This is a genomic window from Mycobacterium sp. P2_H7 (assembly GCF_056403275.1).
Genome location: NZ_JBFUFU010000026.1, coordinates 15,734 through 39,377, shown reverse-complemented (window position 1 = coordinate 39,377; position 23,644 = coordinate 15,734). Strand labels below are relative to the sequence as shown.

The 23,644-nt window shown below is 66.5% G+C and carries 23 protein-coding genes and 2 pseudogenes; 12 read left to right on the top strand and 13 right to left on the bottom strand.

Features of this window, described 5'->3' with window-relative positions; translation table 11 throughout:
• Positions 1 to 87: 87 nt before the first annotated feature.
• Genes AC1DY7_RS29255 through mmsB form a run of 3 tightly spaced genes read left to right on the top strand, consistent with a single transcriptional unit; the run spans position 88 to position 3,659 of the window.
• Positions 88 to 1,608 carry a CoA-acylating methylmalonate-semialdehyde dehydrogenase gene (locus tag AC1DY7_RS29255; protein ID WP_477497260.1) on the top strand — a complete coding sequence of 507 codons (1,521 nt, stop codon included), beginning with the start codon at positions 88 to 90 and terminating at the stop codon, positions 1,606 to 1,608.
• Between the two features lie 6 nt (positions 1,609 to 1,614).
• The gene (locus AC1DY7_RS29250; protein ID WP_477497259.1) at positions 1,615 to 2,769 is read left to right on the top strand and encodes an acyl-CoA dehydrogenase family protein; all 1,155 of its coding nucleotides are present in this window, start codon (positions 1,615 to 1,617) and stop codon (positions 2,767 to 2,769) included.
• A gap of 17 nt (positions 2,770 to 2,786) precedes the next feature.
• The gene (gene mmsB, locus AC1DY7_RS29245) at positions 2,787 to 3,659 is read left to right on the top strand and encodes a 3-hydroxyisobutyrate dehydrogenase (protein WP_477497258.1); all 873 of its coding nucleotides are present in this window, start codon (positions 2,787 to 2,789) and stop codon (positions 3,657 to 3,659) included.
• 13 nt (positions 3,660 to 3,672) lie between these two features.
• On the opposite strand, the gene AC1DY7_RS29240 is transcribed toward mmsB, so the two are convergent.
• Positions 3,673 to 4,452, bottom strand: coding sequence for an HAD family hydrolase (locus AC1DY7_RS29240; protein ID WP_477497257.1), 780 nt, complete (start codon positions 4,450 to 4,452; stop codon positions 3,673 to 3,675).
• 83 nt (positions 4,453 to 4,535) lie between these two features.
• On the opposite strand from AC1DY7_RS29240, the gene AC1DY7_RS29235 reads away from it, so the two are divergent.
• Together AC1DY7_RS29235 and AC1DY7_RS29230 are read left to right on the top strand one after the other, a co-directional pair.
• Positions 4,536 to 5,222, top strand: coding sequence for a response regulator (locus tag AC1DY7_RS29235; RefSeq protein WP_477497256.1), 687 nt, complete (start codon positions 4,536 to 4,538; stop codon positions 5,220 to 5,222).
• Positions 5,219 to 6,445 (top strand): GAF domain-containing sensor histidine kinase, encoded by a 1,227-nt coding sequence (locus tag AC1DY7_RS29230; RefSeq protein WP_477497255.1) that lies wholly within the window; start codon positions 5,219 to 5,221, stop codon positions 6,443 to 6,445. Before AC1DY7_RS29235 ends, AC1DY7_RS29230 begins: the two co-directional genes overlap by 4 nt.
• A gap of 5 nt (positions 6,446 to 6,450) precedes the next feature.
• Here AC1DY7_RS29230 and AC1DY7_RS29225 read toward each other — a convergent pair whose 3' ends face one another.
• The 12 genes from AC1DY7_RS29225 to AC1DY7_RS29170 all read right to left on the bottom strand — a co-directional run bounded on the left by AC1DY7_RS29225 (position 6,451) and on the right by AC1DY7_RS29170 (position 16,909).
• A complete protein-coding gene (locus AC1DY7_RS29225; protein ID WP_477497254.1) occupies positions 6,451 to 6,954 on the bottom strand; it encodes a MarR family transcriptional regulator in 504 nt (167 codons plus the stop codon).
• A 57-nt stretch (positions 6,955 to 7,011) separates the two neighbouring features.
• Positions 7,012 to 8,058 carry a pyridoxal phosphate-dependent aminotransferase gene (locus AC1DY7_RS29220; RefSeq protein ID WP_477497253.1) on the bottom strand — a complete coding sequence of 349 codons (1,047 nt, stop codon included), beginning with the start codon at positions 8,056 to 8,058 and terminating at the stop codon, positions 7,012 to 7,014.
• Positions 8,055 to 9,071 carry a 3-oxoacyl-ACP synthase III family protein gene (locus AC1DY7_RS29215; protein ID WP_477497252.1) on the bottom strand — a complete coding sequence of 339 codons (1,017 nt, stop codon included), beginning with the start codon at positions 9,069 to 9,071 and terminating at the stop codon, positions 8,055 to 8,057. The genes AC1DY7_RS29220 and AC1DY7_RS29215 overlap by 4 nt, the downstream gene beginning before the upstream one ends.
• A 10-nt stretch (positions 9,072 to 9,081) precedes the next feature.
• Entirely contained in the window at positions 9,082 to 9,729 is a 648-nt protein-coding gene (locus AC1DY7_RS29210; RefSeq protein WP_477497251.1) for an SRPBCC family protein, read from the bottom strand.
• The gene (locus tag AC1DY7_RS29205; protein WP_477497250.1) at positions 9,710 to 11,386 is read right to left on the bottom strand and encodes a thiamine pyrophosphate-binding protein; all 1,677 of its coding nucleotides are present in this window, start codon (positions 11,384 to 11,386) and stop codon (positions 9,710 to 9,712) included. Before AC1DY7_RS29205 ends, AC1DY7_RS29210 begins: the two co-directional genes overlap by 20 nt.
• A gap of 71 nt (positions 11,387 to 11,457) precedes the next feature.
• Positions 11,458 to 12,189: an anti-sigma factor family protein gene (locus AC1DY7_RS29200; RefSeq protein ID WP_477497249.1), complete on the bottom strand. Its 732-nt coding sequence runs from the start codon at positions 12,187 to 12,189 to the stop codon at positions 11,458 to 11,460.
• Entirely contained in the window at positions 12,186 to 12,701 is a 516-nt protein-coding gene (locus AC1DY7_RS29195) for a sigma-70 family RNA polymerase sigma factor (protein ID WP_477497248.1), read from the bottom strand. Before AC1DY7_RS29195 ends, AC1DY7_RS29200 begins: the two co-directional genes overlap by 4 nt.
• A gap of 110 nt (positions 12,702 to 12,811) precedes the next feature.
• Positions 12,812 to 13,612, bottom strand: a complete 801-nt coding sequence (map, locus tag AC1DY7_RS29190) for a type I methionyl aminopeptidase (protein WP_477497247.1) — start codon at positions 13,610 to 13,612, stop codon at positions 12,812 to 12,814.
• A gap of 11 nt (positions 13,613 to 13,623) precedes the next feature.
• Positions 13,624 to 14,169: an adenylate kinase gene (locus AC1DY7_RS29185; protein WP_477497246.1), complete on the bottom strand. Its 546-nt coding sequence runs from the start codon at positions 14,167 to 14,169 to the stop codon at positions 13,624 to 13,626.
• A complete protein-coding gene (gene secY / locus AC1DY7_RS29180) occupies positions 14,166 to 15,491 on the bottom strand; it encodes a preprotein translocase subunit SecY (RefSeq protein ID WP_477497245.1) in 1,326 nt (441 codons plus the stop codon). The genes AC1DY7_RS29185 and secY overlap by 4 nt, the downstream gene beginning before the upstream one ends.
• 190 nt (positions 15,492 to 15,681) lie before the next feature.
• Positions 15,682 to 16,365, bottom strand: coding sequence for a sensor domain-containing protein (locus tag AC1DY7_RS29175; RefSeq protein WP_477497244.1), 684 nt, complete (start codon positions 16,363 to 16,365; stop codon positions 15,682 to 15,684).
• A gap of 4 nt (positions 16,366 to 16,369) precedes the next feature.
• A complete protein-coding gene (locus AC1DY7_RS29170) occupies positions 16,370 to 16,909 on the bottom strand; it encodes a hypothetical protein (RefSeq protein ID WP_477497243.1) in 540 nt (179 codons plus the stop codon).
• A gap of 353 nt (positions 16,910 to 17,262) precedes the next feature.
• On the opposite strand from AC1DY7_RS29170, the gene AC1DY7_RS29165 reads away from it, so the two are divergent.
• From AC1DY7_RS29165 to AC1DY7_RS29135, 7 genes and pseudogenes are all read left to right on the top strand, one after another.
• Positions 17,263 to 17,952: an MspA family porin gene (locus tag AC1DY7_RS29165; protein WP_477497242.1), complete on the top strand. Its 690-nt coding sequence runs from the start codon at positions 17,263 to 17,265 to the stop codon at positions 17,950 to 17,952.
• A gap of 27 nt (positions 17,953 to 17,979) precedes the next feature.
• Positions 17,980 to 18,642, top strand: a complete 663-nt coding sequence (locus AC1DY7_RS29160) for an MspA family porin (RefSeq protein WP_477497241.1) — start codon at positions 17,980 to 17,982, stop codon at positions 18,640 to 18,642.
• 184 nt (positions 18,643 to 18,826) lie between these two features.
• Positions 18,827 to 19,345, top strand: coding sequence for a hypothetical protein (locus tag AC1DY7_RS29155; protein ID WP_477497240.1), 519 nt, complete (start codon positions 18,827 to 18,829; stop codon positions 19,343 to 19,345).
• A 580-nt stretch (positions 19,346 to 19,925) separates the two neighbouring features.
• Positions 19,926 to 21,083, top strand: coding sequence for a hypothetical protein (locus AC1DY7_RS29150; protein ID WP_477497239.1), 1,158 nt, complete (start codon positions 19,926 to 19,928; stop codon positions 21,081 to 21,083).
• A gap of 160 nt (positions 21,084 to 21,243) precedes the next feature.
• Positions 21,244 to 22,065 (top strand): annotated as a pseudogene (locus AC1DY7_RS29145) (class I SAM-dependent methyltransferase); the annotation flags it as partial.
• A pseudogene (locus AC1DY7_RS29140) lies at positions 22,058 to 22,606 on the top strand (SAM-dependent methyltransferase); the annotation flags it as partial. The pseudogenes AC1DY7_RS29145 and AC1DY7_RS29140, both read left to right, overlap by 8 nt.
• A 120-nt stretch (positions 22,607 to 22,726) precedes the next feature.
• Positions 22,727 to 23,644, top strand: a complete 918-nt coding sequence (locus AC1DY7_RS29135) for a class I SAM-dependent methyltransferase (protein WP_477497291.1) — start codon at positions 22,727 to 22,729, stop codon at positions 23,642 to 23,644.

Sequence of the window (23,644 nt, the reverse complement as noted above, 5' to 3'; positions counted from 1 at the left end):
CCATTACTAGGATATGCAAGTATCTCGGGTCGCGGCCCGGATCTCTCGCGCACAACTCTCTGGGCACAACCTCTCGGGACGGACGTCATGACCACACAGATTCCGCACTTCATCAACGGCGAGCGCACCAACCTCGCATCCACCCGCACCGCCGACGTGCTCAACCCGAGCACCGGCGAGGTCCAGGCCCAGGTGCTGCTGGCCTCGACCGCCGACGTCGACACCGCCGTCGCCAACGCCGTCGAAGCCCAGAAGGTATGGGCCGCCTACAACCCGCAACGCCGCGCCCGGGTCTTCATGAAATTCGTCGACCTGGTCAACCAGAACGCCGACGAACTCGCCCAGCTGCTGTCCATCGAGCACGGCAAGACCGTGCCCGACTCCCTCGGCGACATCCAGCGCGGTATCGAGGTCATCGAATTCGCCATCGGCATCCCGCACCTACTCAAGGGCGAGTTCACCGAAGGCGCGGGCACCGGCATCGACGTGTACTCGATCCGCCAGCCCCTCGGCGTCGTCGCCGGCATTACCCCGTTCAACTTCCCCGCCATGATCCCGCTCTGGAAAGCCGGCCCCGCCCTGGCATGCGGAAACGCCTTCATCCTCAAGCCCTCCGAACGCGACCCCTCGGTGCCGCTGCGCCTGGCCGAACTGTTCATCGAGGCGGGCCTACCCCCGGGCGTCTTCCAGGTCGTCCAAGGCGACAAGGAGGCCGTCGACGCCATCCTCACCCACCCGGACATCCAGGCCGTCGGGTTCGTCGGCAGCTCCGACATCGCGCAGTACATCTACTCCACCGCCGCCGCACACGGAAAACGCTCGCAATGCTTCGGCGGCGCCAAGAACCACATGATCGTGCTGCCCGACGCCGACCTCGACCAGGCCGTCGACGCACTCATCGGCGCCGGCTACGGCAGCGCCGGTGAACGATGCATGGCGATCAGCGTCGCCGTGCCCGTCGGCGAAGAAACCGCAAACCGCCTGCGCGCCAGGCTCGTCGAGCGCGTCAACCAGTTGCGCGTCGGACACAGCCTGGACCCCAAAGCCGACTACGGCCCCCTGGTCACCGGCGCCGCACTCGAACGCGTCCGCGACTACATCGGCCAAGGTGTCGAAGCCGGCGCCGAACTCGTCGTCGACGGCCGCGAACGCGCCACCGACGAACTCACCTTCGACGACCAGGACCTGTCGAAGGGCTACTTCATCGGCCCCACCCTGTTCGACCACGTCACCACCGACATGTCGATCTACACCGACGAAATCTTCGGACCCGTGCTGTGCATCGTGCGCGCCGAGGACTACGAAGCCGCCCTCGAACTGCCCACCAAACACGAATACGGCAACGGCGTGGCCATCTTCACCCGCGACGGCGACGCCGCCCGCGACTTCGTCTCCCGCGTCCAGGTCGGCATGGTCGGGGTCAACGTACCCATCCCGGTTCCGGTGGCCTACCACACCTTCGGCGGCTGGAAGCGCTCCGGCTTCGGCGATCTCAACCAGCACGGACCCGCCTCGATCCAGTTCTACACCAAGACCAAGACCGTCACCGAGCGCTGGCCCTCCGGCATCAAGGATGGCGCCGAGTTCGTCATCCCGACCATGAAGTAGCCGGCCATGTTCGAGTTGGATGACGACGAACGCGTCATCACCGAGACGGCTGCCGCCTTCGCCGAGAAACGTATCGCCCCTTTCGCGTTGGAATGGGATGAAAGCCATCACTTCCCGACCGATGTGCTGCGCGCAGCAGCCGACCTGGGCATGGGGGGTATCTACTGCTCCGAGGATGCCGGTGGCAGCGGGTTACGCCGCCTTGATGCGGTGCGCATCTTCGAGGCACTCGCTGCCGCCGATCCGAGCATCGCGGCGTTCCTGTCCATCCACAACATGTCCGCGTGGATGGTGGACAGCTACGGCACCGAAGAGCAGCGAAAGACGTTGGTGCCCAAGCTCTCCTCGATGGAGACCATCGCCAGCTACTGCCTGACCGAACCTGGCGCCGGATCGGATGCGGCAGCGTTGCGTACCAGGGCCGTTCGGGACGGGGAGCACTATGTCCTGGACGGGGTGAAGCAGTTCATCTCCGGGGCGGGCGTCTCAGATCTGTATGTGGTGATGGCCCGAACGGGTGCCGACGGCCCGCGCGGCATCTCGGCCTTCGTCATCGAGAAGGACACGCCGGGACTGAGTTTCGGCGTCAACGAGCAGAAGATGGGCTGGAATGCGCAGCCCACCGCCCAGGTCGTCTTCGAGGGCGCCCGGGTGCCCGCCGAGGCACTGCTGGGGGGCACCGAAGGCACCGGCTTCGGGATAGCGATGAACGGCCTCAATGGCGGCCGCATCAATATCGCCGCCTGCTCGCTGGGTGGGGCACAGACCGCCTATGACAAGACGGTGGCCTACCTGGCAGACCGGCAGGCTTTCGGGGGTGCCCTGCTCGACGAGCCGACCATCCGGTTTGCGTTGGCCGACATGGCCACCAGCCTGGAGACGTCGCGGATCATGTTGTGGCGGGCTGCTTCCGCCCTCGACAGCAATCATCCCGACAAGGTGGCCCTGTGCGCGATGGCAAAGCGCTACGTCACCGATGCCTGCTACCAGGTGGCCGACCAGGCGCTGCAACTGCACGGCGGCTACGGCTATCTCAAGGAATACGGGTTGGAGAAAATCCTCCGGGATCTGCGGGTGCACCGCATCCTCGAGGGAACGAACGAGATCATGCGCGTGGTCATCGGCCGGGCGGAAGCCGCCCGCGCCAGGGCCGCCGGATAACGAGAGGTGGGGCACTGATGAGCACCGTTGCTTTTCTGGGGCTGGGAAACATGGGCGGCCCGATGGCGGCCAATCTGGTCGCCGGCGGATATACGGTCCACGGGTTCGACCCTGTGGCCGCGCTCGCCGAACAGGCCGCGGCCAAGGGCGCGAAGACTTTTGGCACCGGCGCTGAGGCGGTGGCCGAGGCGGACGTGGTGATCACGTCGCTGCCCAACGGCAACATCGTTAAACGCTGCTACGCCGAGGTGCTGCCGGCCGCGAAGGCAGGCGCACTGTTCATCGACACCTCGACGATCTCGGTCGACGACGCCCGCGACATCCACCGCCAGGCCGTCGATGCCGGTTTCGCTCAGCTCGACGCGCCGGTCTCCGGCGGTATCAAGGGCGCCACCGCGGGCACGCTGGCCTTCATGGTGGGCGGCGAGAGCGAGGCCGTGGAGCGTGGCCGGCCCGTGTTGGAACCCATGGCGGGCAAGATCATCCACTGCGGCGACTCGGGCGCCGGCCAGGCCGCCAAGGTGTGCAACAACATGGTGCTCGCCGTGCAACAGATCGCCATCGGTGAAGCGTTCGTGCTGGCCGAGAAGCTGGGTCTGGACAAGCAGTCCCTGTTCGACGTCATCACCGGGGCCACCGGCAATTGCTGGGCGGTACAGGTCAATTGCCCGGTTCCGGGACCCGTACCCACCTCGCCGGCCAACAACGACTTCAAGCCCGGGTTCGCCACCGCGCTGATGAACAAGGACCTCGGCTTGGCGATGGCTGCGGTGTCATCGACGGGATCGGCCGCACCGCTGGGCACCCACGCAGCCGAGATCTACGCCAAGTTCGCCGAAGAACACGCGGACAAGGATTTCAGCGCCGTCATCGAGCTGATCCGCGGCTGACGCCGGCGCGCCATCAGCGCGACATCCACCAGTGGCGGTGCAACCGCGCGCACCCGTCGGCGGTCCACCCCTCGTAATCGATGCGCACCGCGGCAGCGCCGGTGAAGTCCTGACTCGCCGTGTACGTCGTCGGGACAACCACGGTGGCCAGCTTGGCCCCCGTTGCGGCACGCAGCCCGTGCACCGAGCCGGCCACCGCCAGCACCGACTCCGGGCCCAGCCCCAGTTCCCAGAGCGTATGGCCGTACAGGTCGGGTTCGCGGGACGGTCGGGGCAGATCGTCGGGGGTGACGATGGCCTCGGCCATCCCCTCGCCGATCAGCTGACGCACCAGCGGCTCCACCCACTGCGAGGAGCCGGTGCTGACCGCGGCGACCGAGATACCGGCCGCGTACAGGCTGTTCGCCAGATCAACCAGGCCCGTCCGAGGGATTACGTCACCGTCGAGCACCCATTCGGCGAACGCGTCGTTCTTGGTGTGCTGGATGTAGCTGGCGATCTCCGCACTGATCCGCCCGTAACCGCGCCGGCGCAGCGCCGACGCGATCCGCCGCCGTTCGTCACCGATACAGACCAGCCTGCCGTATTCGGCGGCGGTCCAGCTGATATCGAAACCGTGGGCGGCGAACGCCGCGTTGAACGCGCGCCGCTGACCATCGCGCTCGATATCGGCAAGAGCGCCGTCCACGTCGAAGATCACCGCCTGCAGCGGCTCGACCACAGCGCCTGCGGGCCTGCCGGCGTCCCACCAGAACATTTCCCGTCGCTCCGCTCGCACCGTTTCACCCCTCATCCGCATATCGTGGCCCAGGTCACACCTGGACGGCCTCCCCCAAAGGGGGGATTCGGCAGGTCAACTTGCGCAGAATGGTGGCCATGTCATCCCAGCCGGAAGCCGAAGGCGGATCGCGCGCGCCCTTGCGGCTGGTCCTGGTCGACGACCACGAGATGGTCATCGAGGGGCTCAAGGCGATGCTCGCCGCGTTCGGCGACCGGGTGCAGGTGGTGGGCCAGGCTGTCGGCACCGACCGCGCGCTGGACATCGTGGACGAACTCGACCCGGACATCGTGCTCTGCGATGTCCGGATGCAGGGTTCCAGCGGCCTGGATCTGTGTCTCGAATTGCGGGAGCGCAACCCCCATCGCAGGGTCGTCATGCTGTCGGTCTACGACGACGAGCAATACCTGTTCCAGGCGTTGCGGGTGGGGGCGTCGGGCTACCTACTCAAGAGCATCGGCAGCGATGAACTGGTCCGGCAGCTGGAATTCGTGCATGTCGGACAGACCGCGCTGGACCCGGGGATGGCCGCCCGTGCCGCCGATACGGCCGCCCGCCTGCAACGCGACGAATTCTGGCCGGGCGCACGCCAAGGCCTGACCCAGCGTGAGAGCGAAATCCTGTCGTACGTGGTCAACGGTCTGTCCAATCGCGGGATCGCCACCAAATTGGTGATCGGCGACGAAACGGTGAAGAGCCATCTCAGTTCGATCTACCGCAAGCTCGGGGTCACCGACCGCACCGGGGCGGTGGCCACCGCGCTACGTGAGGGGATCTACCGATGACCGACGCCGGCCACCTCCCGGGTCGTCCCGCTCCCGCCCGCGCGAACCTGCTGACCGCCGACGGCGAACTGGCCCTGTTGCGCGAGCTCATCCAGGCGGCCTCCAGCGGTCCCGGCGTCGAGCCGCTGGCGGCCGCCGCAGCCCGGATGATCACCGCGGCCACCGGCACCGACGTGTGTTTCGTGCACGTGCTCGACGACACCGAACGATCGCTCACGCTGGCCGGTGCGACGCCGCCGTTCGACAGCGAGGTGGGCAAGATCCGGCTCCCACTCGGCCATGGTGTCTCCGGGTGGGTGGCCAGCCACCGGGAGACGGTGGTGATCATCGCCGACAAGGAGGCCGACCCGCGCTACCTGCCTTTCGAGTCGCTGCGGGGATCCGACTTCACCTCGATGGTGTCGGTGCCGATGGAGACCGATCCGGGCGGACTGGTCGGCGTGCTCAACGTGCACACCGTGGCGCGCCGCGAGTTCGGTGCCCGTGATGTGGAGTTGCTGCTGGTGATCGGCAAGCTGATCGCCGGCGCCATGCACCAGGCGCGGTTGCACCGGCAGCTGGTGGTGCGCGAACGCGCCCACGAGAACTTCGTCGAACAGGTCATCCAGGCCCAAGAGATCGAACGCAGGCGCCTGGCGGGCGACATCCACGACGGGATATCGCAGCGGTTGATCACGTTGTCGTACTGGCTGGACGCGGCCACCCGAACGGTGGCCGAGAATCCTTCTGCGGCCGGCGAGCAACTCGGCCGGGCCCGCGAACTGGTCGATCTGACGCTGCAGGAGGCGCGGGCGGCGATCGGCGGCCTTCGGCCACCGGTGCTCGATGATCTCGGCCTGGCCGGCGGGCTGGCCAGCCTGGCGCGGTCCATCCCGCAACTGCGCCTCGAGGTGGATCTGTCCGACAAGCGCCTGCCCGACCACATCGAGGTGGCGTTGTACCGGATCGCGCAGGAGTGCCTGCAGAACGTCGTCAAGCACGCGCAGGCGAGCTCGGCGCGGCTCACATTCGGGGTGCACGACGACACCGCACGCCTGGAGATCGTCGACGACGGAATAGGTTTCGACACCCTGGAGAACCCGCTGGGCAGTGACGAGATGGGCGGCTACGGCCTGCTGTCGATGGCCGAACGCGCCGAGATCGTCGGCGGGCGGCTCAACATCCGGTCGCGCCCCGGCTCGGGTACGGCGGTGACGGCCACCATCCCGCTCCCGTCGGTCTAGGCGCGTCAGAAGTCGCCGGCGTGCCTGCGCAGGGTCTCGATGGCCGTGGTGAGCGCCTGCGAGTCCGCCGCCGACATCCCGACGTCGGCGAAGACATCCTTGTTCACGGTTTCGGTGGCGTCTTCCACCGTGGACCGGCCCAGTTCGGTCAACCGCACCAGCGTGGTGCGGCCGTCGGTCGGGTGCGGTAGCCGCTCGACCAGACCGTCGGCCTCCAGCCGCCGGATCGCATGGGTGACGCTGGTGACGTGCAACTGCAATCGGTCCGAGGCCTTGGTGATGGGTAGCGCACCGCTGCTGCTGAACGCCAACAGCCGCAACAGCTCATAGCGCGAGAAGCTCAGATCGTAGGGGCGCAGTGCGGTTTCCACCCGGGCGAGCAGGATCTGATGCGCCCGCATCACCGACGTGACCGCCACCATCCCGTCGGCCACATCACCCCAGCCCGCGCGTTCCCAGTTGGCGCGGGCCTGCGCGATCGGGTCACGTTTGCCGGGTTGCGGGGACATTCCCTAGTTCTTACCGCATCGCGCCCTGATCACCGCATACCTCGGGCAAGCGGATCCTCAGGCCCGAAACCCGGCGACCGCGGACAGCACCGCCCGGGTGGACTGGCGCACCCCGACCGTGATGCGCACCCCACCGTCCCCGTAATGCCGCACGCGGGGACCGTGTTCGTCGAACACCTGCCGCCATGCCGTGCGGTCACCGTTGGGCGCGGGCAGGTAGACGAAGTTGGCCTGCGCATCGGTGCTGTAGATCCCCAGCCGGGACAGCCGCGCCCGTAGCCGCCGGCGCTCCGAACCGATGATCCGGATCCGCTGCCGCATCTCATCTTCCGCGTCGTAGCAGGCGGCCACCGCCACCAGACCGGTGAGCCCCACCCCGAACGGCATCTGCATGGTCCACAGCCGCCGGGCCAGATCCCGGCCGCAGAAACCGTATCCGACGCGAAGCCCCGCCAGTCCGTACGCCTTCGAGAATGTCCGGACCACAACCAGATTGGGGAAGCTCTGCAGCAATTCGCGAACGGGCAGCCGGTCTTCGGGAGCCAAGAACTCCACGTACGCCTCATCGAGTACCACGACGGTGTCGGCGCGTATCCGTGCGAGGAACCGCTGCATGTCGGACGCGGATTCGATGGTGCCGGTGGGGTTGTGCGGTCGGCACACCACCACTACCCGTGCGCCCGCGGCAGCCGCCTCGGCCATCGCGTCCAGATCGTGATGGCCGTGGGCGTCCAGCGGCACGGTGACCGATCGCAGCCGCGCGATCTGAGCGAAAATCGGATACCCGTCGAAGGTCGGCGCGGCCATCACCATGGTGTCCCCGGGTTGGGCGACTCCCTGCAGCACCTGCATGATGACTCCGGTCGCGCCGGTACCGATCACCACCTGCGTGTCATCGATCCCCAGGTGACCGGCGACCAGGGTGCGCAACCGTTGCGGCAGGAACTCCGGGTACCGGTTCGCCGAGCCGATCGAGGCGACCAGCGCGGCCCGCACCGACGGCAACGGCGGGAACGGATTCTCGTTGAGCGACAACGCCAACGGGTCCTGACCCTCGGGAAAGGCGTCGAACACATCGGACAGCGCCCCATCGGGCATGCTCATCGTCCGCCCCAGCGCACGGCGGCCGCACCGGCGAAGTCGCCGGCGTGCGCGAACGCCGCCATCAGCACGGTATCGCCGGCCTTCACCCGACCGTCGGTGATCGCGCGGTCGAAGTTCACCGGGATCCCGGCGGCGAAGAGGTTGCCGCAGTCATCGAAAGTGTCGACGTGACGCTCGGCGGGCAGTTCCAGCGCGTCACGCCAATTGCGCAGGAAGACCCGGTTCGGCTGGTTGGTGACCAAGAGGTCGATCTCCCTGGGCGCCAATCCGATCCGATCGCACACCGCGTACGACACCTCGGGCACCTGCCGGTTTCCGCGGGCCAGCACCTTGGTGATCTTCGACTCGGTGAATCCGATACAGCCTTCACCCGGGCCCGCAGCCCACCACTTTCGCGGCGGGTCCACGGCGATGGTCATGTCCCCGGCGAACTCTCCGTAGGTGCGGCACTCCACGTCCAGGATCGGCGAGGTGTCCGACACGGTGACCAGTCCGACGGCCGCACCGTCGCCGGGGACCGACGCTTGGGCCTTGCGCCGCACCGTCTCCTGTTCGAAGATCTGCCCCGCGGCATTCTGTGCGACGGCGATCAGCGCCGTGCGCCCCTCCCCCGACATGAGCAGGTTGCGGGCCATCTTGAGGCCGAGCACGAATGCCGCACAGCCGCCGTTGTGCAGGTCGACCACCCAGCCCGGTTTCATCCCGAGCCGGTGCGCGATCGCCCCACCCCCGCCGTAGAACGGCATGTCGGGAAGCTGCGTGTGGGTGATGAGCACATCCACATCGGCCAGCACATCGGCGCCATGCCGCTCGATCAGGCCGGCGGCGGCCCGTTCGATCATGTCGGTGGCCGTCTCGTCGGGAGCCACGTGGTGGCGATACTTCGGAGCGCGGAACATCAGATTGTCGCGCAGGTCATCGGAATCGGCGAACTGTGCGTAGTAGTCCGCCCCGATGGGATCGCCGGGCAGATAGGTCGAGACGTCGAGCAGGCTGACAGCTGTTCTCGTCATCGCAGACACCTCACTTCATCCAGTCGGGGGTGATCGGCAGGCCGTGGTGGTACCGGTACTCGGCGATGGCCTTCAGGTTGCGCAGCTCCAGTTCGTGGCCGGCGCCGAACATGTCCCAGAAGTCGCCGACCCACACCGGCCGCTCCGGCGGCGCCGCCTCCGGGTACGGATTCTCGTCGTAGAACGGGTGGTGGCAGTTGGTCCACAACACCACGGAGCCGGGCTTGTTCAACACCACCTGCGCGTCGACGACGCGCATCAGATACACCATCCACAGGTGGTGTCCCTGGTCCCAGGCGCAGTGGTAATCGACCGTCATGGCCTCGCGGTTGGCCACCGTGCGGGTGAATATCTCGGTCTCAGAGCCCAGCCGGTCATAGGCCAGCCAGAGATCCGGTTCGTCGGTGGGGGTGAATCCGCGCAGGCTATAGGTCCACTCCTCCAGACTCCGAGTGTCAGCCAGGTAGTCGAAGAGTTCCGTCGGCGGACAGTCGACATAGCTGTTGACCGTGCAGAAGTCGCCGAACACCTGGTCGTGTGGGTACACCGACCGCATCATCTCCATGATGATCGGGGTGGCCTGTTCACGCGGCGCGGTCTCGATCCGTACCACCCCGTCGATCGGGGCGGTGATGTCATCAAGTGCGGGCAGGGACATGAGGTCTTACCTCCTTGGTCGTGAGAAACGGTGCGAACGGTGGTATTTCGTCGGCGGAGCATTCGATGCTGACCACCGACGGTCCCTCGGCGGTGAGGGCGGTCTGCAGCGCCTGCGGCAGCGCACCGATATCGGCGACGTCGACCGCAGGCAGTCCCGGGAACATCGCCGCCAGCCCCGCGCCGAGTCTGCTGGGCCGGAAACGGTTGTAGCTGTACAGATCTTGGTAGAACAGCTGTTCGCGGGTGACGCACATCGCGTGGGCGTTGTTGTTGAACAGCACGACGGTGACGGGAAGTCGATATTCGAGGGCGGTGTGCAGTTCCAGCCCGTGCATGAAGAACGAACCGTCGCCTGCGATGATGACGGTCCGCCGGCCGCGGGCGAAACACATCCCGATACCGGCTCCGAAGCTGTAGCCCATCCCGCCCATCCCCAGCGCCACGACGAAGCGTCCGCCGCGACGGACCGGCAGATAGTGGATGGCCGACGCACCGGTGTTTCCCGCGTCGACGACGATGTCGGCGCCTTCGGGCAGCGCCCGGTCCAGCGCGTGCATCGCGGCCCGGTACCGGATCCCGCTGCCGTCGTGGGCGGGCGGGGTTAGCTCGGCGTGCGAAATATGCTCTGGGACAGTAACTCCGGTGGCTCGCCCCGGCCCCGACAGGGCCGTGTTGAGCAGTGCCAGCGAACCACGGAGATCATCGGTGTGTACATGCAGGCTCGGGACGTAGGGCGGCTCCGCCCCGAGCGACAGCACCGGCACCGCTGCCAGCGGGGCGTCCAGGCCGGCGCGCGCGGTGGCCGGCAGTCGCGTGCCCACCAGCAGGCAGACGGCACTGGCGGCCACCGCCTCGGCCACCCCGGGATGACCCATCACACCTGCGACCCCCAGGGCCGACGATGATCCCAGACCGGGAGCACCGCTGACGTCCTTGGCATCCGGCACGGTCGCCACCCGGGCCCGCAGCATGGCGCGTAGCCGTTCCAGTTCGTCGCGGGCATCATCGCGGGCGACCTGCTCACCGGCAATGATCGTGACCGGACCACGAACCCGCCGCAACTGTTCGGCAATCGGCGCGGGGTCACCCAGCGGCGCGGCGAAGGTCGATGCGACACCGGTTCCGACGCGAAAATTACTTTGCTGCACGTCTTTTGGCAGAAGCACGACGGCGGGTCCGCGCCGGGCTGCGGTCAGCGCCTCGGTCAGCACCGAGTCGATGGCGCCGGGGTCGACCACCCGCCGGCAGAACACCGACACCGCCGAGAACAGCGCCTCGGCGTCGAGTGAACCTCCCAGCCCGCTGGTGTCCTGGAACGACCCACGCCCGTCCTGCGCCGTTGGCGGCTGACCTACCAGGGCAAGCACCGGGACCCGGCTTGTCAGCGACTCTCCCAGCGCAGCAACCAGATTGAGGGAGCCGCCGCCCGATGTCGCGGCCACCACTCCCAGCGGCTCCCCGGACCGGCGGTATCCGTCGGCCATCGTGGCGGCCGAGAACTCGTGCTTGGCCAGCACCGCGGTGAGATCAGTGCGGAAGTGGGCGGCGTCGTAGAGGTCCTCGATGTTCGCGCCGTCGACGCCGAAGATGTGCCGCACCCCGTGTGCCGCGAGACGGCCGACGATATGGTCGACCACCCTGTTCCTGCTGCTCACCGCTCACCTGCTTTCTCGTTCTGCAGATGACACGGGTCCGGTGGGGATTGGGTTCACCCTCCGGGCCCGATTCACAGGTTCTTTTCCAGCAGGACCTTTCCGTCGTCTGCCGAAACCAGTTGCACGGCAGCGATTTCCTTCATGGGTCGTGGGGTGTTTCCGCTGGGCAGGGCGGTCGCGCCGGACAGTCCGAGCCACGTCGCGATCTGGTCGCGGCTACCGTCCCTGCCGACCACCACCATTCCCAGGTTCTGGGGCTTGGTGTCGCGCTGACCCCAGTCGCCGTAGCTGCACGCCATGTCGATCCGGGTGCCCCAGCCGTACTCGGACAACGAGATGCTCGCGGCGATGGTGGTCTGATTGACCTTGCTCATCTCCAGCGAGGGCGCCGCCTGTTGCGTGCCCTGTTGCATGCCGAACACCTCGGGGCGCAATGCGACCACAACTCCGACCGCCAGCAGTGCCGCGGCCAACCCGACCGCAGCCGAGGTCAGCCACCGCGACCGACGCCGGCGCGTCCGCACCTGGTCGATCACCTGGTCGCGCAGTTCGGGACGAAGCGGCGGCTCCGGTTCTCCCCCTGCCCCTTCCGCACTGTCCATCGCCTCGATGTCGGCGAGGTCGACCATCGCCAGCAGTGCGGGCATGCCCGTCAGTTCGGCCACCGCGGCGCGACACGGCGCGCAGGTCAGCAGGTGCGCCTCGTATTCACGACGTTCCGCGGGCGACAGCGCCCCGAGCACATAGGAGGCGTCCCAGGTGGCGTACTGATCTCCTGCGGAGGTCGTATCGAACCCGGTCATCGCGTCACCCCCATTTCCTGCAGATTAAGCCGTAACGCGCGCACCGCGTAGTGCAGTCGGGATTTCACGGTGCCTTCGGCGATCTGGAGGTCGGCGGCGATCTGTGCGGTACTCATGCCCTGGTAGTAGGCGCGCTTGATGACCGCGCGATGATCCTCGGAGAGTTCGCTCAGCGCGGTGCTGATCAGTAGGCGGTCCAGCGCAGAATCCACTTCGTCGGGGCCTGCTCTGTCGGCGGCCTTTTCGACGTCGGGTGTGTCGGTCTCGTTGCGGAAACGGGCGCTTCTCCGGTCGTCGATGACGAGATTACGCGCGACGGTGTACAGCCAGGGACGTACGGGCCGGTCGGGGTCGGTGGTCACCTCGGGATGGCGCCACGCGCGCAGCAGGGTCTCCTGCACCACGTCTTCGGCGCGGGCGGCATCGCCCGTCAATCGCAGGGCGTACCGCCACAGTGCGCCGGCGTGCTCGTCATACAGCACCCGCATCATCGCGGCCTCCGGATCGTCCACTCCCAACCTCCGTCCTTTATACGACGTGGGCGGTGATCCGGTTCAACGGTAAATGTTTGCCACCGGCGGGGAAAGCGAAGCGACCCGGGACGTGATCCGGCGGTGAGCGACTATGCCGGGTGGAGCGTGAGAATGCGTGGCCCGTCATCGGTGACCGCGACGGTGTGCTCCCAATGCGCGGCCCGCGAGCCATCGGTCGTGACGACGGTCCACTCGTCGTCCAGGATCTTGGTCTTGGCCGTACCCAGCGTCAGCATGGGCTCGATGGCCAGTACCGATCCGACGGCCAGATACGGGCCACGTCCCGGTGCGCCCTCGTTGGGCAGGAACGGATCCATGTGCATTTCGCGACCGATCCCGTGACCGCCGTAGCCTTCGACGATGCCGTACTTGCGGTCATGGCGCGCCTCGGCGGCATGTGTCCCGGTCTCGATGGCGTGCGAGACGTCGGTCAGCCGATTGCCGGGCACCATCGCGGCAATCCCGGCTTCCATGGACAGTCGGGTTGCTTCCGACAACAGTTCATCAGCGGGGATCAACGCACCGACGCCGAAGGTCACCGCTGAGTCGCCGTGCCACTTCTCCAGGATTGCCCCGCAGTCGATGGACACCAGGTCGCCCTCGGCCAGGACTTCGTCATCGGACGGGATACCGTGCACGACCCGGGCGTTCACCGAAGCGCAGACCGTCGCGGGATACCCGTGATAACCGAGGAACGACGGCACGCCGCCGCCGTCTCGGATCACCGATTCGGCGATGCGATCCAGCTCGCCGGTGGATACCCCGGGCGCCGCCGCTTTCTGTACTGCTCGCAACGCGGCGGCCACCAACGCGCCCGCGGCGGCCATCGCATCGAGTTCGCCCGCACTGCGCTGGGCAACGGTCTTGCGCCGGCCAGGCACCGAAATCATGATCGACTACTTCAGCGGCCGAGCGCCTGCAGCGCCCGAGCGAACACCTCGTCCAGGGAACCCACGGCTTCGACCGTCTTGAGTTCACCTGCGTAATAGTCCAGCAGCGGCGCCGTCTCGTCCCGGTACACCTTGAATCGGTTCCGGATGACGTCTTCGGTGTCGTCGGCCCGGCCGCGGCCCTTCAGGCGGTCGACCAGCTCGTCCTCGGGCACCCGGAATTCGACGACCGCGTCGAGGGTGAGGCCGCGCTTGGCGAGCATCTCTTTGAGCGCCTCGGCCTGCTCTACCGAACGCGGGAAACCGTCCAGGATGAACCCGCCGGCCGCGTCCTCGTCATCGATGCGGTCATCGACCAGCGCGTTGGTGAGCGTGGCGGGCACCAGGTCCCCGGCGTCCAGGTACTTCTTGGCTTCCAGCCCGAGCGGGGTGCCGTTGCTGATGTTGTAGCGGAACAGGTCACCGGTGGAAATCTGCGGGATCCCGAGCTTCTCGGCGAGCTTCTCGGCCTGCGTGCCTTTTCCGGCACCTGGCGGGCCGAGCAAAACGATTCTCACTTCAGGAACCCTTCGTAGTTGCGCTGCATGAGCTGGCTCTCGATCTGTTTGACCGTGTCCAAGCCGACACCGATCATGATCAGCACCGCCGTACCGCCGAACGGCAGGTTCTGCACCGATCCGGAGTTGCCGATCTCGAGGAACAGGTTGGGCAGCACGGCGATCACACCGAGGTAGATCGATCCCGGAAGAGTAATACGGCTCAGCACATAGCGCAGGTAGTCCGCGGTGGGCTTGCCCGGCCGGATGCCGGGGATGAAGCCACCGAACTTCTTCATCTCGTCCGCCCGCTCGTCGGGGTTGAACGTGATGGAGACGTAGAAGTACGTGAAGAAGATGATCAGACCGAAGTAGATCGCGATGTAGACAGGGTCCGCGGGGTTGGTCAGGTAGTTGGCGACGAACTGGTCCCACCAGCCGTTGCTGGGGCTGGTCCGCCCACTCTGGATCAGCTGGGTGATCAGGTGCGGGATGTAGATCAGCGAGGACGCGAAGATCACCGGGATGACGCCGGCCTGATTGACCTTCAGCGGCAGATAGGTCGACGTGCCGCCGTACATGCGCCTGCCCACCATGCGTTTGGCGTACTGCACCGGGATGCGTCGCTGACCCTGCTCCACGAACACCACGCCGACGATGATCGCCAGTGCGGCGACGCAGACCGCGGCGAAGACGATGCCACCGCGGCTGTCCAGGATGGTCTTGCCCTCGGACGGGATCCGCGCGGCAATACCGGCGAAGATCAGCAGCGACATGCCGTTGCCGATGCCGCGCTCGGTGACCAGCTCGCCCATCCACATGACCAGCGATGCGCCGGCCGTCAGGACGAGCACGATGACGATCAGGCCGAAGATCGACGTGTCATCGATGATGTCCAGGTTGCAGCCCTGCAGCAGGCCACCGTTGGCGGCCAGCGCCACGATGCTGGTGCCCTGCAGGATGGCGAGCGCAACCGCCAGATAACGCGTGTACTGCGTCATCTTGGCCTGGCCGGCTTGGCCTTCCTTGCGCAGCTGTTCGAAGCGCGGGATGACCACCGTCAGCAACTGCACGATGATGCTGGCCGTGATGTAGGGCATCACGCCGACGGCGAACACCGTCAACTGCAGCAGCGCACCACCGGAGAACAGGTTGATCAGCGAGTAGATCTGCGCCGAGTCACCACCGCTGACCTGCTCGATGCACTTCTGCACGTTCGGGTAGTTGACCCCGGGTGACGGGATCGATGCGCCGACGCGGTACAGGATCACGATTGCAAGAGTGAAAAGAATCTTGCGCCTGAGGTCGGCCGTCCGCAACGACGAAATGAAAGCCGAAAGCACTCTTCCTCCTGCGCAGCCGAGCACTTGTCGCGGCGTGCCAATGGGGCTGGTTGATCCAGCGTTTGGTCAAGTCGTGCGCGGTGCCCCGATCAGCTGCTCCCAGCCTGCACAGTCGCGCGTCAAACAGTCTACGAGAGTAACAGTCGCACGCCGGCGCCCCGCCGGGGAAACCGGCTCCCGGCATACCTGATCATCGGGGCATCTTCGATTCGATCTTGTCGGCGATGTCGACCGCCGCGGTGATCGGCTCCGGCTGTGCGGGCTTGCAGGCCTGGATGTCGAGGATCACGTTGGCGGCGACCGCGAGGGCGCGCTGGCACGACCTGACCTGATCTCCGTCGGTCCGCGTGTACGGCATCGATAGCAGGCTGTCGGTCTTGTCGAGGTTGCCGCTCACCCATTTGGGCAGCGCCTGCTCGTTGAGCCGGATGTTCACCGTGTGACCGGCGCACTTGGACCACCGGTCCGCCGAGTCGTTGAAGAATGCCTGCGCTGCGTCTGCCGTGCGGTAGGTGACCGCCGACTGCACCGCCAGGCTGTCCCAGTTGTCCGCGTTGGGTGTGCGGAGCATTTGCTGGCGGAGCGTCTTGAAATGGCTCGGGTCGTAGATGGGCGCCTCGTTGACCTGCCACACACCCAGACAGTTGAGGTTCGGCAGCAGGTTGCGATGGTCGCCCATCACGTCCACCGGATTCTGCGGCGTCATGCCGGAGACACCCATGACGGTGTCGACGTCCTTGGCAGTGAGCAGCAGACCGGGCAAGGCGGAGTCCGCCACCGATTTCGGCGGCTTCGAGGCTTCCGAGGCCATCCCGTCGGAGCAACCGGCCAGCCCGAGGCTGAGCGCGAGCGCCCCGAGAACAATGAACTTCACCGGGTCAGGCGTGCGTCCCGGCCCGGGCACAGGCCTCCTGCGTGAGGGTGGCCTGATTGTTCATCTCCGTCACGGTGTTGTTCAGGCTGTCGCCGGGGATCCGCAGGCCCATCTTGACGAGCAACTTGGTGGCGCCGAGCGACCAGGAGCGCATCGGGTCGGCGACGTCCCCCGGCAGTCCCGGGGTGTTGGCGGCGTCCATGGACAGCCCGGCCGCTTCGCGCAGCGCGGTCCGGCCGGTCGTGTTGCTGCTCGCGACCGCCGGATCGCCGTAGTCCGAGCCTTCGAAGGACTCGGCGAAGCTCTCGTAGTAGGTCGAGGAACCGTCGAGCACCTGGGCGAACTGCGCGCACGCGGCCACGGCGGCCGGGTCTGCGTTGTCCGATGTCACTGCGCCGACCTGCACCGGTGCGCCCTGCACCGGAGCGGGAGCCGGCTCGCCATCGAGGTCATCGGCATACGCCGTTGCCGCGCTGGTCAATCCGATGCTGAGCGCGACGAGCGATGCCGCCGCGACCTTTCCACTCCATCGCGCTGACTTCAAGACATTCCTCCAATTGCATTCGGTCTCGTGACGAGCCGGCCCGTACGGGCCCTGAGACAGCAATGCGACTCACGGTCCATTCATCAGGTGTCCAAATGGTGAACGAACACCCAACGGGTAGTTTCCAGCCGTCGTCCATTCGCTTGCGTCGCTCTGTGGAATTCATTGGGGGTGCATGTGATTCCGGAAAGAAGCCCAGCTCCAAGACGCTCACTCGATAGGTACAAGGCGTGAACAATTTCCCCTCCGTTCACCATCCGGAAACCCGGCCATTAGAGGCTCCGACGCGACGTATTCGTTACAGAACTGTTGGACCTTCGGTATTCCGAACATGAGAGGGCGAAATCACCACCATGTACAAACATCTTGCCGCTCTGGCTGCCTGCGTGCTGGTGCCGGTTGCGACGGCACCTCTCGCACAGGCTGACCCGCCACCGCCCCCGGCCCCCGCTGATCCGGCGGCTGCACTCAATGCCACCAACCCGCTGCCGGACGAAGGCCGCGTTCCGTCCGGCCCTCCCGGAGTCCTGGTGACGCCGGACGGCTGGCGCCTCGAGGTCACCGGCACGAATGAGACCCAGCTGCCGGTCGCCCCGCTGACCACCGCCATCTCCTCCCGCGAATACCTGATCGCCGGAACGTTCACCGGCAAGGTCTCCGGCGGCGGCAAGACCAAGCTGACCGGTGGATCGTTCGAAGCCGGCGAGCAGATCGGTTGCGGCATCATCTCCGACGAGGTCGAGATCAACCCCGGCGCCAGCTTCTCGCCCGGTATCGGAATCCCGTTCACGGGCAACGCAACTGCCGGTTTCGGCGTCTCGCTGCAGGGCAAGATCTACCTCAAGCCCGGCACGGTCACCACGGTCGCCATTGACAAGAAGAAGTTCAAGGGCAAAGAAACCCGCATCACGATCACCGGCGTGCGGATCAAGACCGATCAGTGCGCGGGCCAGTCGTTCATCCGCTCGTACGCGACGTTGACCAGCTCGACGGACAACACCGACGACATCATCACGTACCTCGGCGTCACCAAGGCCGTCTGACACATGCGCACCGGAACGGAAGAGAAAATGTTGAAGCGTTTTGCCACAGTTGCCGCTTGCATGGCACTGCCGCTCGCGACGGCGCCGCTCGCACTGGCCGACCCGCCCGTCGACGACGTCGGCCCCCCGCCGGACAACGGCATCGTCGCCTCGGCGGAGCCCGGCATCGTGACCACCCCGGACGGCTGGGTGCTGAACGTGGTCGCCAAGGACGAGACCCAGCTGCCGGTGGCGCCCCTGACCACCGCGGTGTCCTCTCGTGAATACCTCGTGGGCGGCACCTTCACCGGCACGGTGACCGGCTCCGGCAAGACCACCCTCAAGGGCGGCACGCTGGAGGCCGGCTACCAGATCGGTTGCGGTATCGAGCTCGGCCAGGTCCGCCTGATCGGTTCCGCCGGTATCAGCACCTCCGGCTCGTCCCTGACCGGTGGCCTCATCCCCACCGGCGTCTCCTTCCCCTTGTCCGGCACCATCGAGATCCACGCCAAGCCCGGCACGGTCTCCAACGTCGCCGTCAACAAGAAGGAATACAAGGCGGCACCGGTGCGTGTGACCATCAAAGACACCCACATCAAGGTCGACGGTTGCGTGGGACAGTCGTTCCTGCGGTCGTACGCGACCTTGACGAGCGCCACCGAGGACACCGATGACATCGTGGCCTACTACGGCGTGACCAAGGCCGTCTGACATCGACATGGTCTCTACACCAGATCGCTCAGCGCACACCCGGTACGCGGTGGCAACGGCAGCTGGTCTAGTCGCATTCGCAGCGGCGGTCGCCTTCCCGGCGGCCGCCGTTGCGGAGCCTCTGCCACCGGTCCCCGCGCCGGCCCCCGTGGATCCCGGTCCACCTCCCCCGCCCGCTCCGAACGTGCCGGTCATCGGCGCGCCGCTCGGACCCGGTGGGTTCAATGTGTTGGCGCAGAACGGAGTTCCGGCCGCCGATGTCCCTGGCGGCCTCGGCGCTCCCGCAGTGGACGGCCTGGACCGCACCACCGTTCTGGGTCAGCTCGCGGCACCCGCCGCTCCCGGCGCCGGGCCCGGCACGGTGCCGAACCTGAACCCGTTCAACAACGCCTACGGGCTGCCGCAGTGCGAAGTTCCTTCGGCTCCCGGTAAATGCGAGCAGTTCGACGTCGCACCCGGCGAGGAGCACGCAGACGTGAGCCGTCGGGAATGGCTGGGCCGGTACATCGACTTGTACCGCGACGGCAGGCTCCGGGGCGGACTGCTCGGCCAGCTGCCGCAGCAGCAGCTCGGTGAGCCGTTGCCGGGTACCGCGCCTGTCCCTGGGACCAACATCCCGCCCGGACTCGGCCAGTACCTGCCCGACCCGGTGCCACCAGCGGCCGGCGCTCCCCCCGCCCCGGTGCCACCACCGCCGGGCTGACAATCAATCGCCAGATCCTTGGCGCGAAAGAGACTGTATCCCAATGGGTTTCAATCCATCGGGATATGGTCTCTTTGTCGTTTCGGAGCCCCGAGTGAATGAGGTGAATTGAAATCGGTTGGCCTGCTTTTGATCTTGCCGCACCACCTCGGAATTCATTAAATGTCAATATTTTTCGTCGCACAATCACGCGGCGAGAGCCGTGCCGGACGGGCTAGAGCCGCTTTCGCAAGGCTGCGCACAGCAACTCTCTGGAGTCCGAAATCCGCTCCGGCGCCGTATGATTCGGTGAACATTTGGCGAACTCCCCTGGACCGTTCGAAGCGAATCGCTGGTAGAAGGCTTGCTGATTCAATCGCCCCGGATTTAAAAGCCTTGCTAGGTAGTGGATTAGCAAAACCTGAGGTATTTTCTGGCTGTCAAACTTACCCAGACCCCGGGAGTTTCTGCCGTGAATAAGCCCGCTTCGCTGACGGCTGGTGTGTGCTCGCTGTGCATCACCGCGTCACTGATTGTCGCCCCGCCGCACGCTGCGGCTGCAGCTGCAGCCCCCGTTGCCCCGCACCGTACGGTGTCGGCGGTGGACCAGCCGTATGACCTGACGGCCGCCTCTGCGGCGCTTCAGAACCTGTTGCTCGTCGCCGGCATTCCGTTCAACAACCTGAACACGACGCTGAGCACCCTCGGCGGTCTGACGAACTTCGTCACCGGCCTGAACCAGGCGCTCGGCAACATCTACAAGGGCAACTGGGACCAGGTCCAGGCGGGCCTGCAGAAGGCCTGGACCGACGAGGTCGCCGCCTTCCAGAAGGTGCTGCGGCTGCCGCAGACGCTGATCAAGTACGACGCCACGGTCATCGGGAACTTCCTCAGCAGCTTGAACGGTGGCAGCTTGGCTGTCGCCGCCACCAACAAGTCCGTCGTCTCCACTGCCGCGGCCCTCCCGACGGCCCAGGCGCCGTCGGCGTCCGCTCTCCTTGTCGTGCTCGGCATCCCGTTCAACAACCTGAACACGACGCTGAGCACCCTCGGCGGTCTGACGAACTTCGTCACCGGCCTGAACCTGGCGCTGGGCAACATCTACAAGGGCAACTGGGACCAGGTCCCGGCCAACCTGCAGAAGGCCTGGACCGACGAGGTCGCGGCGTTCAAGAAGGTCCTCGCCTTGCCGCAGACCCTCCTGAGCTACAACGCCAAGGCCATCGGCAACCTGTTCAACCCGGCGTCCGCCACCTCCACGGCCGCGACGTTCGTCCAGAGCGAGCGCGTCTCGACGCTGGCTCTGCCGACCGCCAAGTCGTCGACCGAGGACAGCACGGCGACCACCGCCGACGAGGTGACCGGCACCAAGAAGGACGCCAAGGACGCGAAGGATGCGACCGAGGTCAAGGACGCCACAGAGGTCAAGGACACCACCACCGAGGTGAAGGATCCGACCGACGTCAAGGACACCACCACCGAGGTCAAGAACCCGACCGAGGTCAAGGACACCACCGAGGTCAAGGACACCAAGGACGCCAAGGACGCCAAGGACGCCAAGGATTCGGAAACCGGCAAGCAGAGCACCGGCAAGAAGAGCTCGTACGGCAAGCACGCCCGCCAGGACGACGCCGATTCGACCCCGTCGGCCTCCACCGGCAAGAAGGCCTCGACCGGCGGCAAGCACCGCAAGCCCGAAGGCGGCAGCTCGGAAGGTTCGTCCGCTTCGTCGGCCGGAGAGCACAGCTCCGCTGCGTAATCCGCACACTGCATGACGCGAGGCCCCCGGCAGCACTGCCGGGGGCCTCGTTTTGTGTTCGGTCGGCGCCCTTCGTTCCGAAAGGAAGCATTCAGTTTCGAGGCGTACAGTCGGAAGCGTTCATTACATCAGCTAAGTAAAATGCGAGAGGGGTCTTCTGATGGCACGCGTAGAGGGCGATACCTGGGATCTGGCGTCCAGCGTCGGCGCCACCGCGACCATGGTGGCGGCCGCCCGAGCAATCGCCTCGGCCGCGCCGGATCCGGTGATCAACGACCAGTTCGCCGCCCCGTTGGTGCGCGCGGTGGGCGTCGACTTCTTCACCAAGCTCGTCGACGGCGAACTCACCGAAGCGGACCTCGGCGACGATCCGTCGATGAACATCGTCCGGTTCGCCAACGGCATGGCCGCGCGCACGCGGTTCTTCGACGAGTTCTTCGATCAGGCAGTCGCATCCGGCGTCCGGCAGGCAGTGATCCTGGCCTCCGGACTGGACGCGCGCGCCTACCGCCTGGACTGGCCCGCGGGCACCGTCGTGTACGAGATCGACCAGCCCGAGGTCATCGAGTTCAAGACCCGGACGCTGACCGACCTGGGTGCGCGGCCGACCACGGAACGCCGCACGGTGGCCGTCGACCTGCGTGACGACTGGGTGTCGGCGCTGCTGTCCGCGGGCTTCGACCCGGCCGCACCGACCGCCTGGATCGCCGAGGGTCTGTTCGGCTACCTGCCGTCAGAGGCCCAGGACCGACTGCTGGAGCTGATCACCGAGAACAGCGCCCCGGGCAGCTGGGTGGCCGCGGAGGCGGTGCCGAGCACAGGTGACGTCGACATGGACGAGGTGCGGGAGCGCATGCAGTCGGTGACCGACAAATGGTCCGAGCACGGATTCGACCTGGACTTCAGTGAACTCGTCTACATCGGCGACCGCACCGATGCCGCCACCCACCTGGACAGCCTCGGCTGGAAGACCTCGGCGGTGCTTCTTCGACGACTTTTTTGTCACCGCCGGCGACACCGCCATCCGGCAGGCCGTCATCCTGGCGTCCGGCCTGGACACCCGGCCCTACCGGTTGGCCTGGCCCGCGGGCACCGTCGTCTACGAGATCGACCAGCCCGAGGTCATCGCGTTCAAGAGTCAGTCGATGGCGGCACTCGGTGCGTCGCCCTCGGCCGAACGCCGCACCGTCGCGATCGACCTGCGTGAGGATTGGCCTACGGCGTTGCGCCAGGCCGGATTCGACGCGTCGGCCCCGTCCGCCTGGAGCGCCGAGGGCTTGCTCATGTACCTGCCGCCCGAGGCCCAGGATCGGCTCTTCGACGAGATCACCGCGTTGTCCTCACCGGACAGCCGCCTCGCCACCGAGTACCACGGCGGCGACTTCGGCCAGTCGCTGGGTGAACGCGCCAAGGAGATGGTCGGGCAGTGGGGCACCCAGGGTTTCGACGTCGACCTGTCCGAACTGTTCTACAAAGGCGAACGCAACGACGTCGTCGATTACCTGACTGAGCGTGGTTGGCAGGTGCACACAGCCGCAACCGCAGCGACGTGTTCGCCGACTACGGGCGGCAGTTCCCCGAACTGGCCAACCCTCTACGGCACTCCGTATCCATCACCGCAATTCGTGACTGAAGGACATTGCATGGCTTCCAACACCACAGCGCGCTCCGACGGCGACACCTGGGACCTCGCCTCCAGCGTGGGAGCCACCGCCACCGCGGTGGCCGCCGCTCGCGCCATCGCATCCCAGGGCCCCGCACCCCTGCTGGCTGATCCCCTGGCCGAGCCGCTGGTGCGCGCCGTCGGGCTCGAGGCGTTCGTCAAACTGGTCGACGACGATCTGCCGGCCGCGGCCGAACCGGTGTTCACCCGCCGGCACATGCGCGAGCAGATGGCGGTGCGGACCAGATTCTTCGACGACTTCTTCACCGGTGCCACCGCGGCGGGTATCCGCCAAGCCGTGATCCTGGCCTCCGGGCTGGACACCCGCGCCTACCGATTGGACTGGCCGGCCGGCACCGTGGTGTTCGAAATCGACCAACCCGAGGTCATCGACTTCAAGACCAGCACACTGACCAACCTCGGTGCGGAACCGACGGCGGACCGCCGGACCGTGAGCATCGACCTGCGCGAGGACTGGCCCACGGCGTTGCGCGACAACGGATTCGACCCCACCCTGCCCACCGCCTGGATCGCCGAGGGGCTGCTGGTGTATCTGCCGCCCGAGGCCCAGGATCGCCTGTTCGACAGCATCACCGCATTGTCCGCGCCGGGCAGCCGGCTGGCGACCGAGGAGATGGACATGACGTCGCTGCCCGCGAACTGGGCCGAAAAGCTCACCGAACGATCACAGCGGGCGGGGACGGGGATCAATCTCGCCGAGCTGTTCTACACGGGCAAGCGTGCGTCGGCGGCTACGTATCTGCGGCAGCACGGCTGGCTGACGTCCGTGCTCAAGAGTGATGATGCTTTCGCCGCCAACGGATTCGAGCAACCAGATGACGAATGGCGCACATTCGGCGGAGACTCTGGGTACCTGTCCGCAACACTGGGAGAGTGA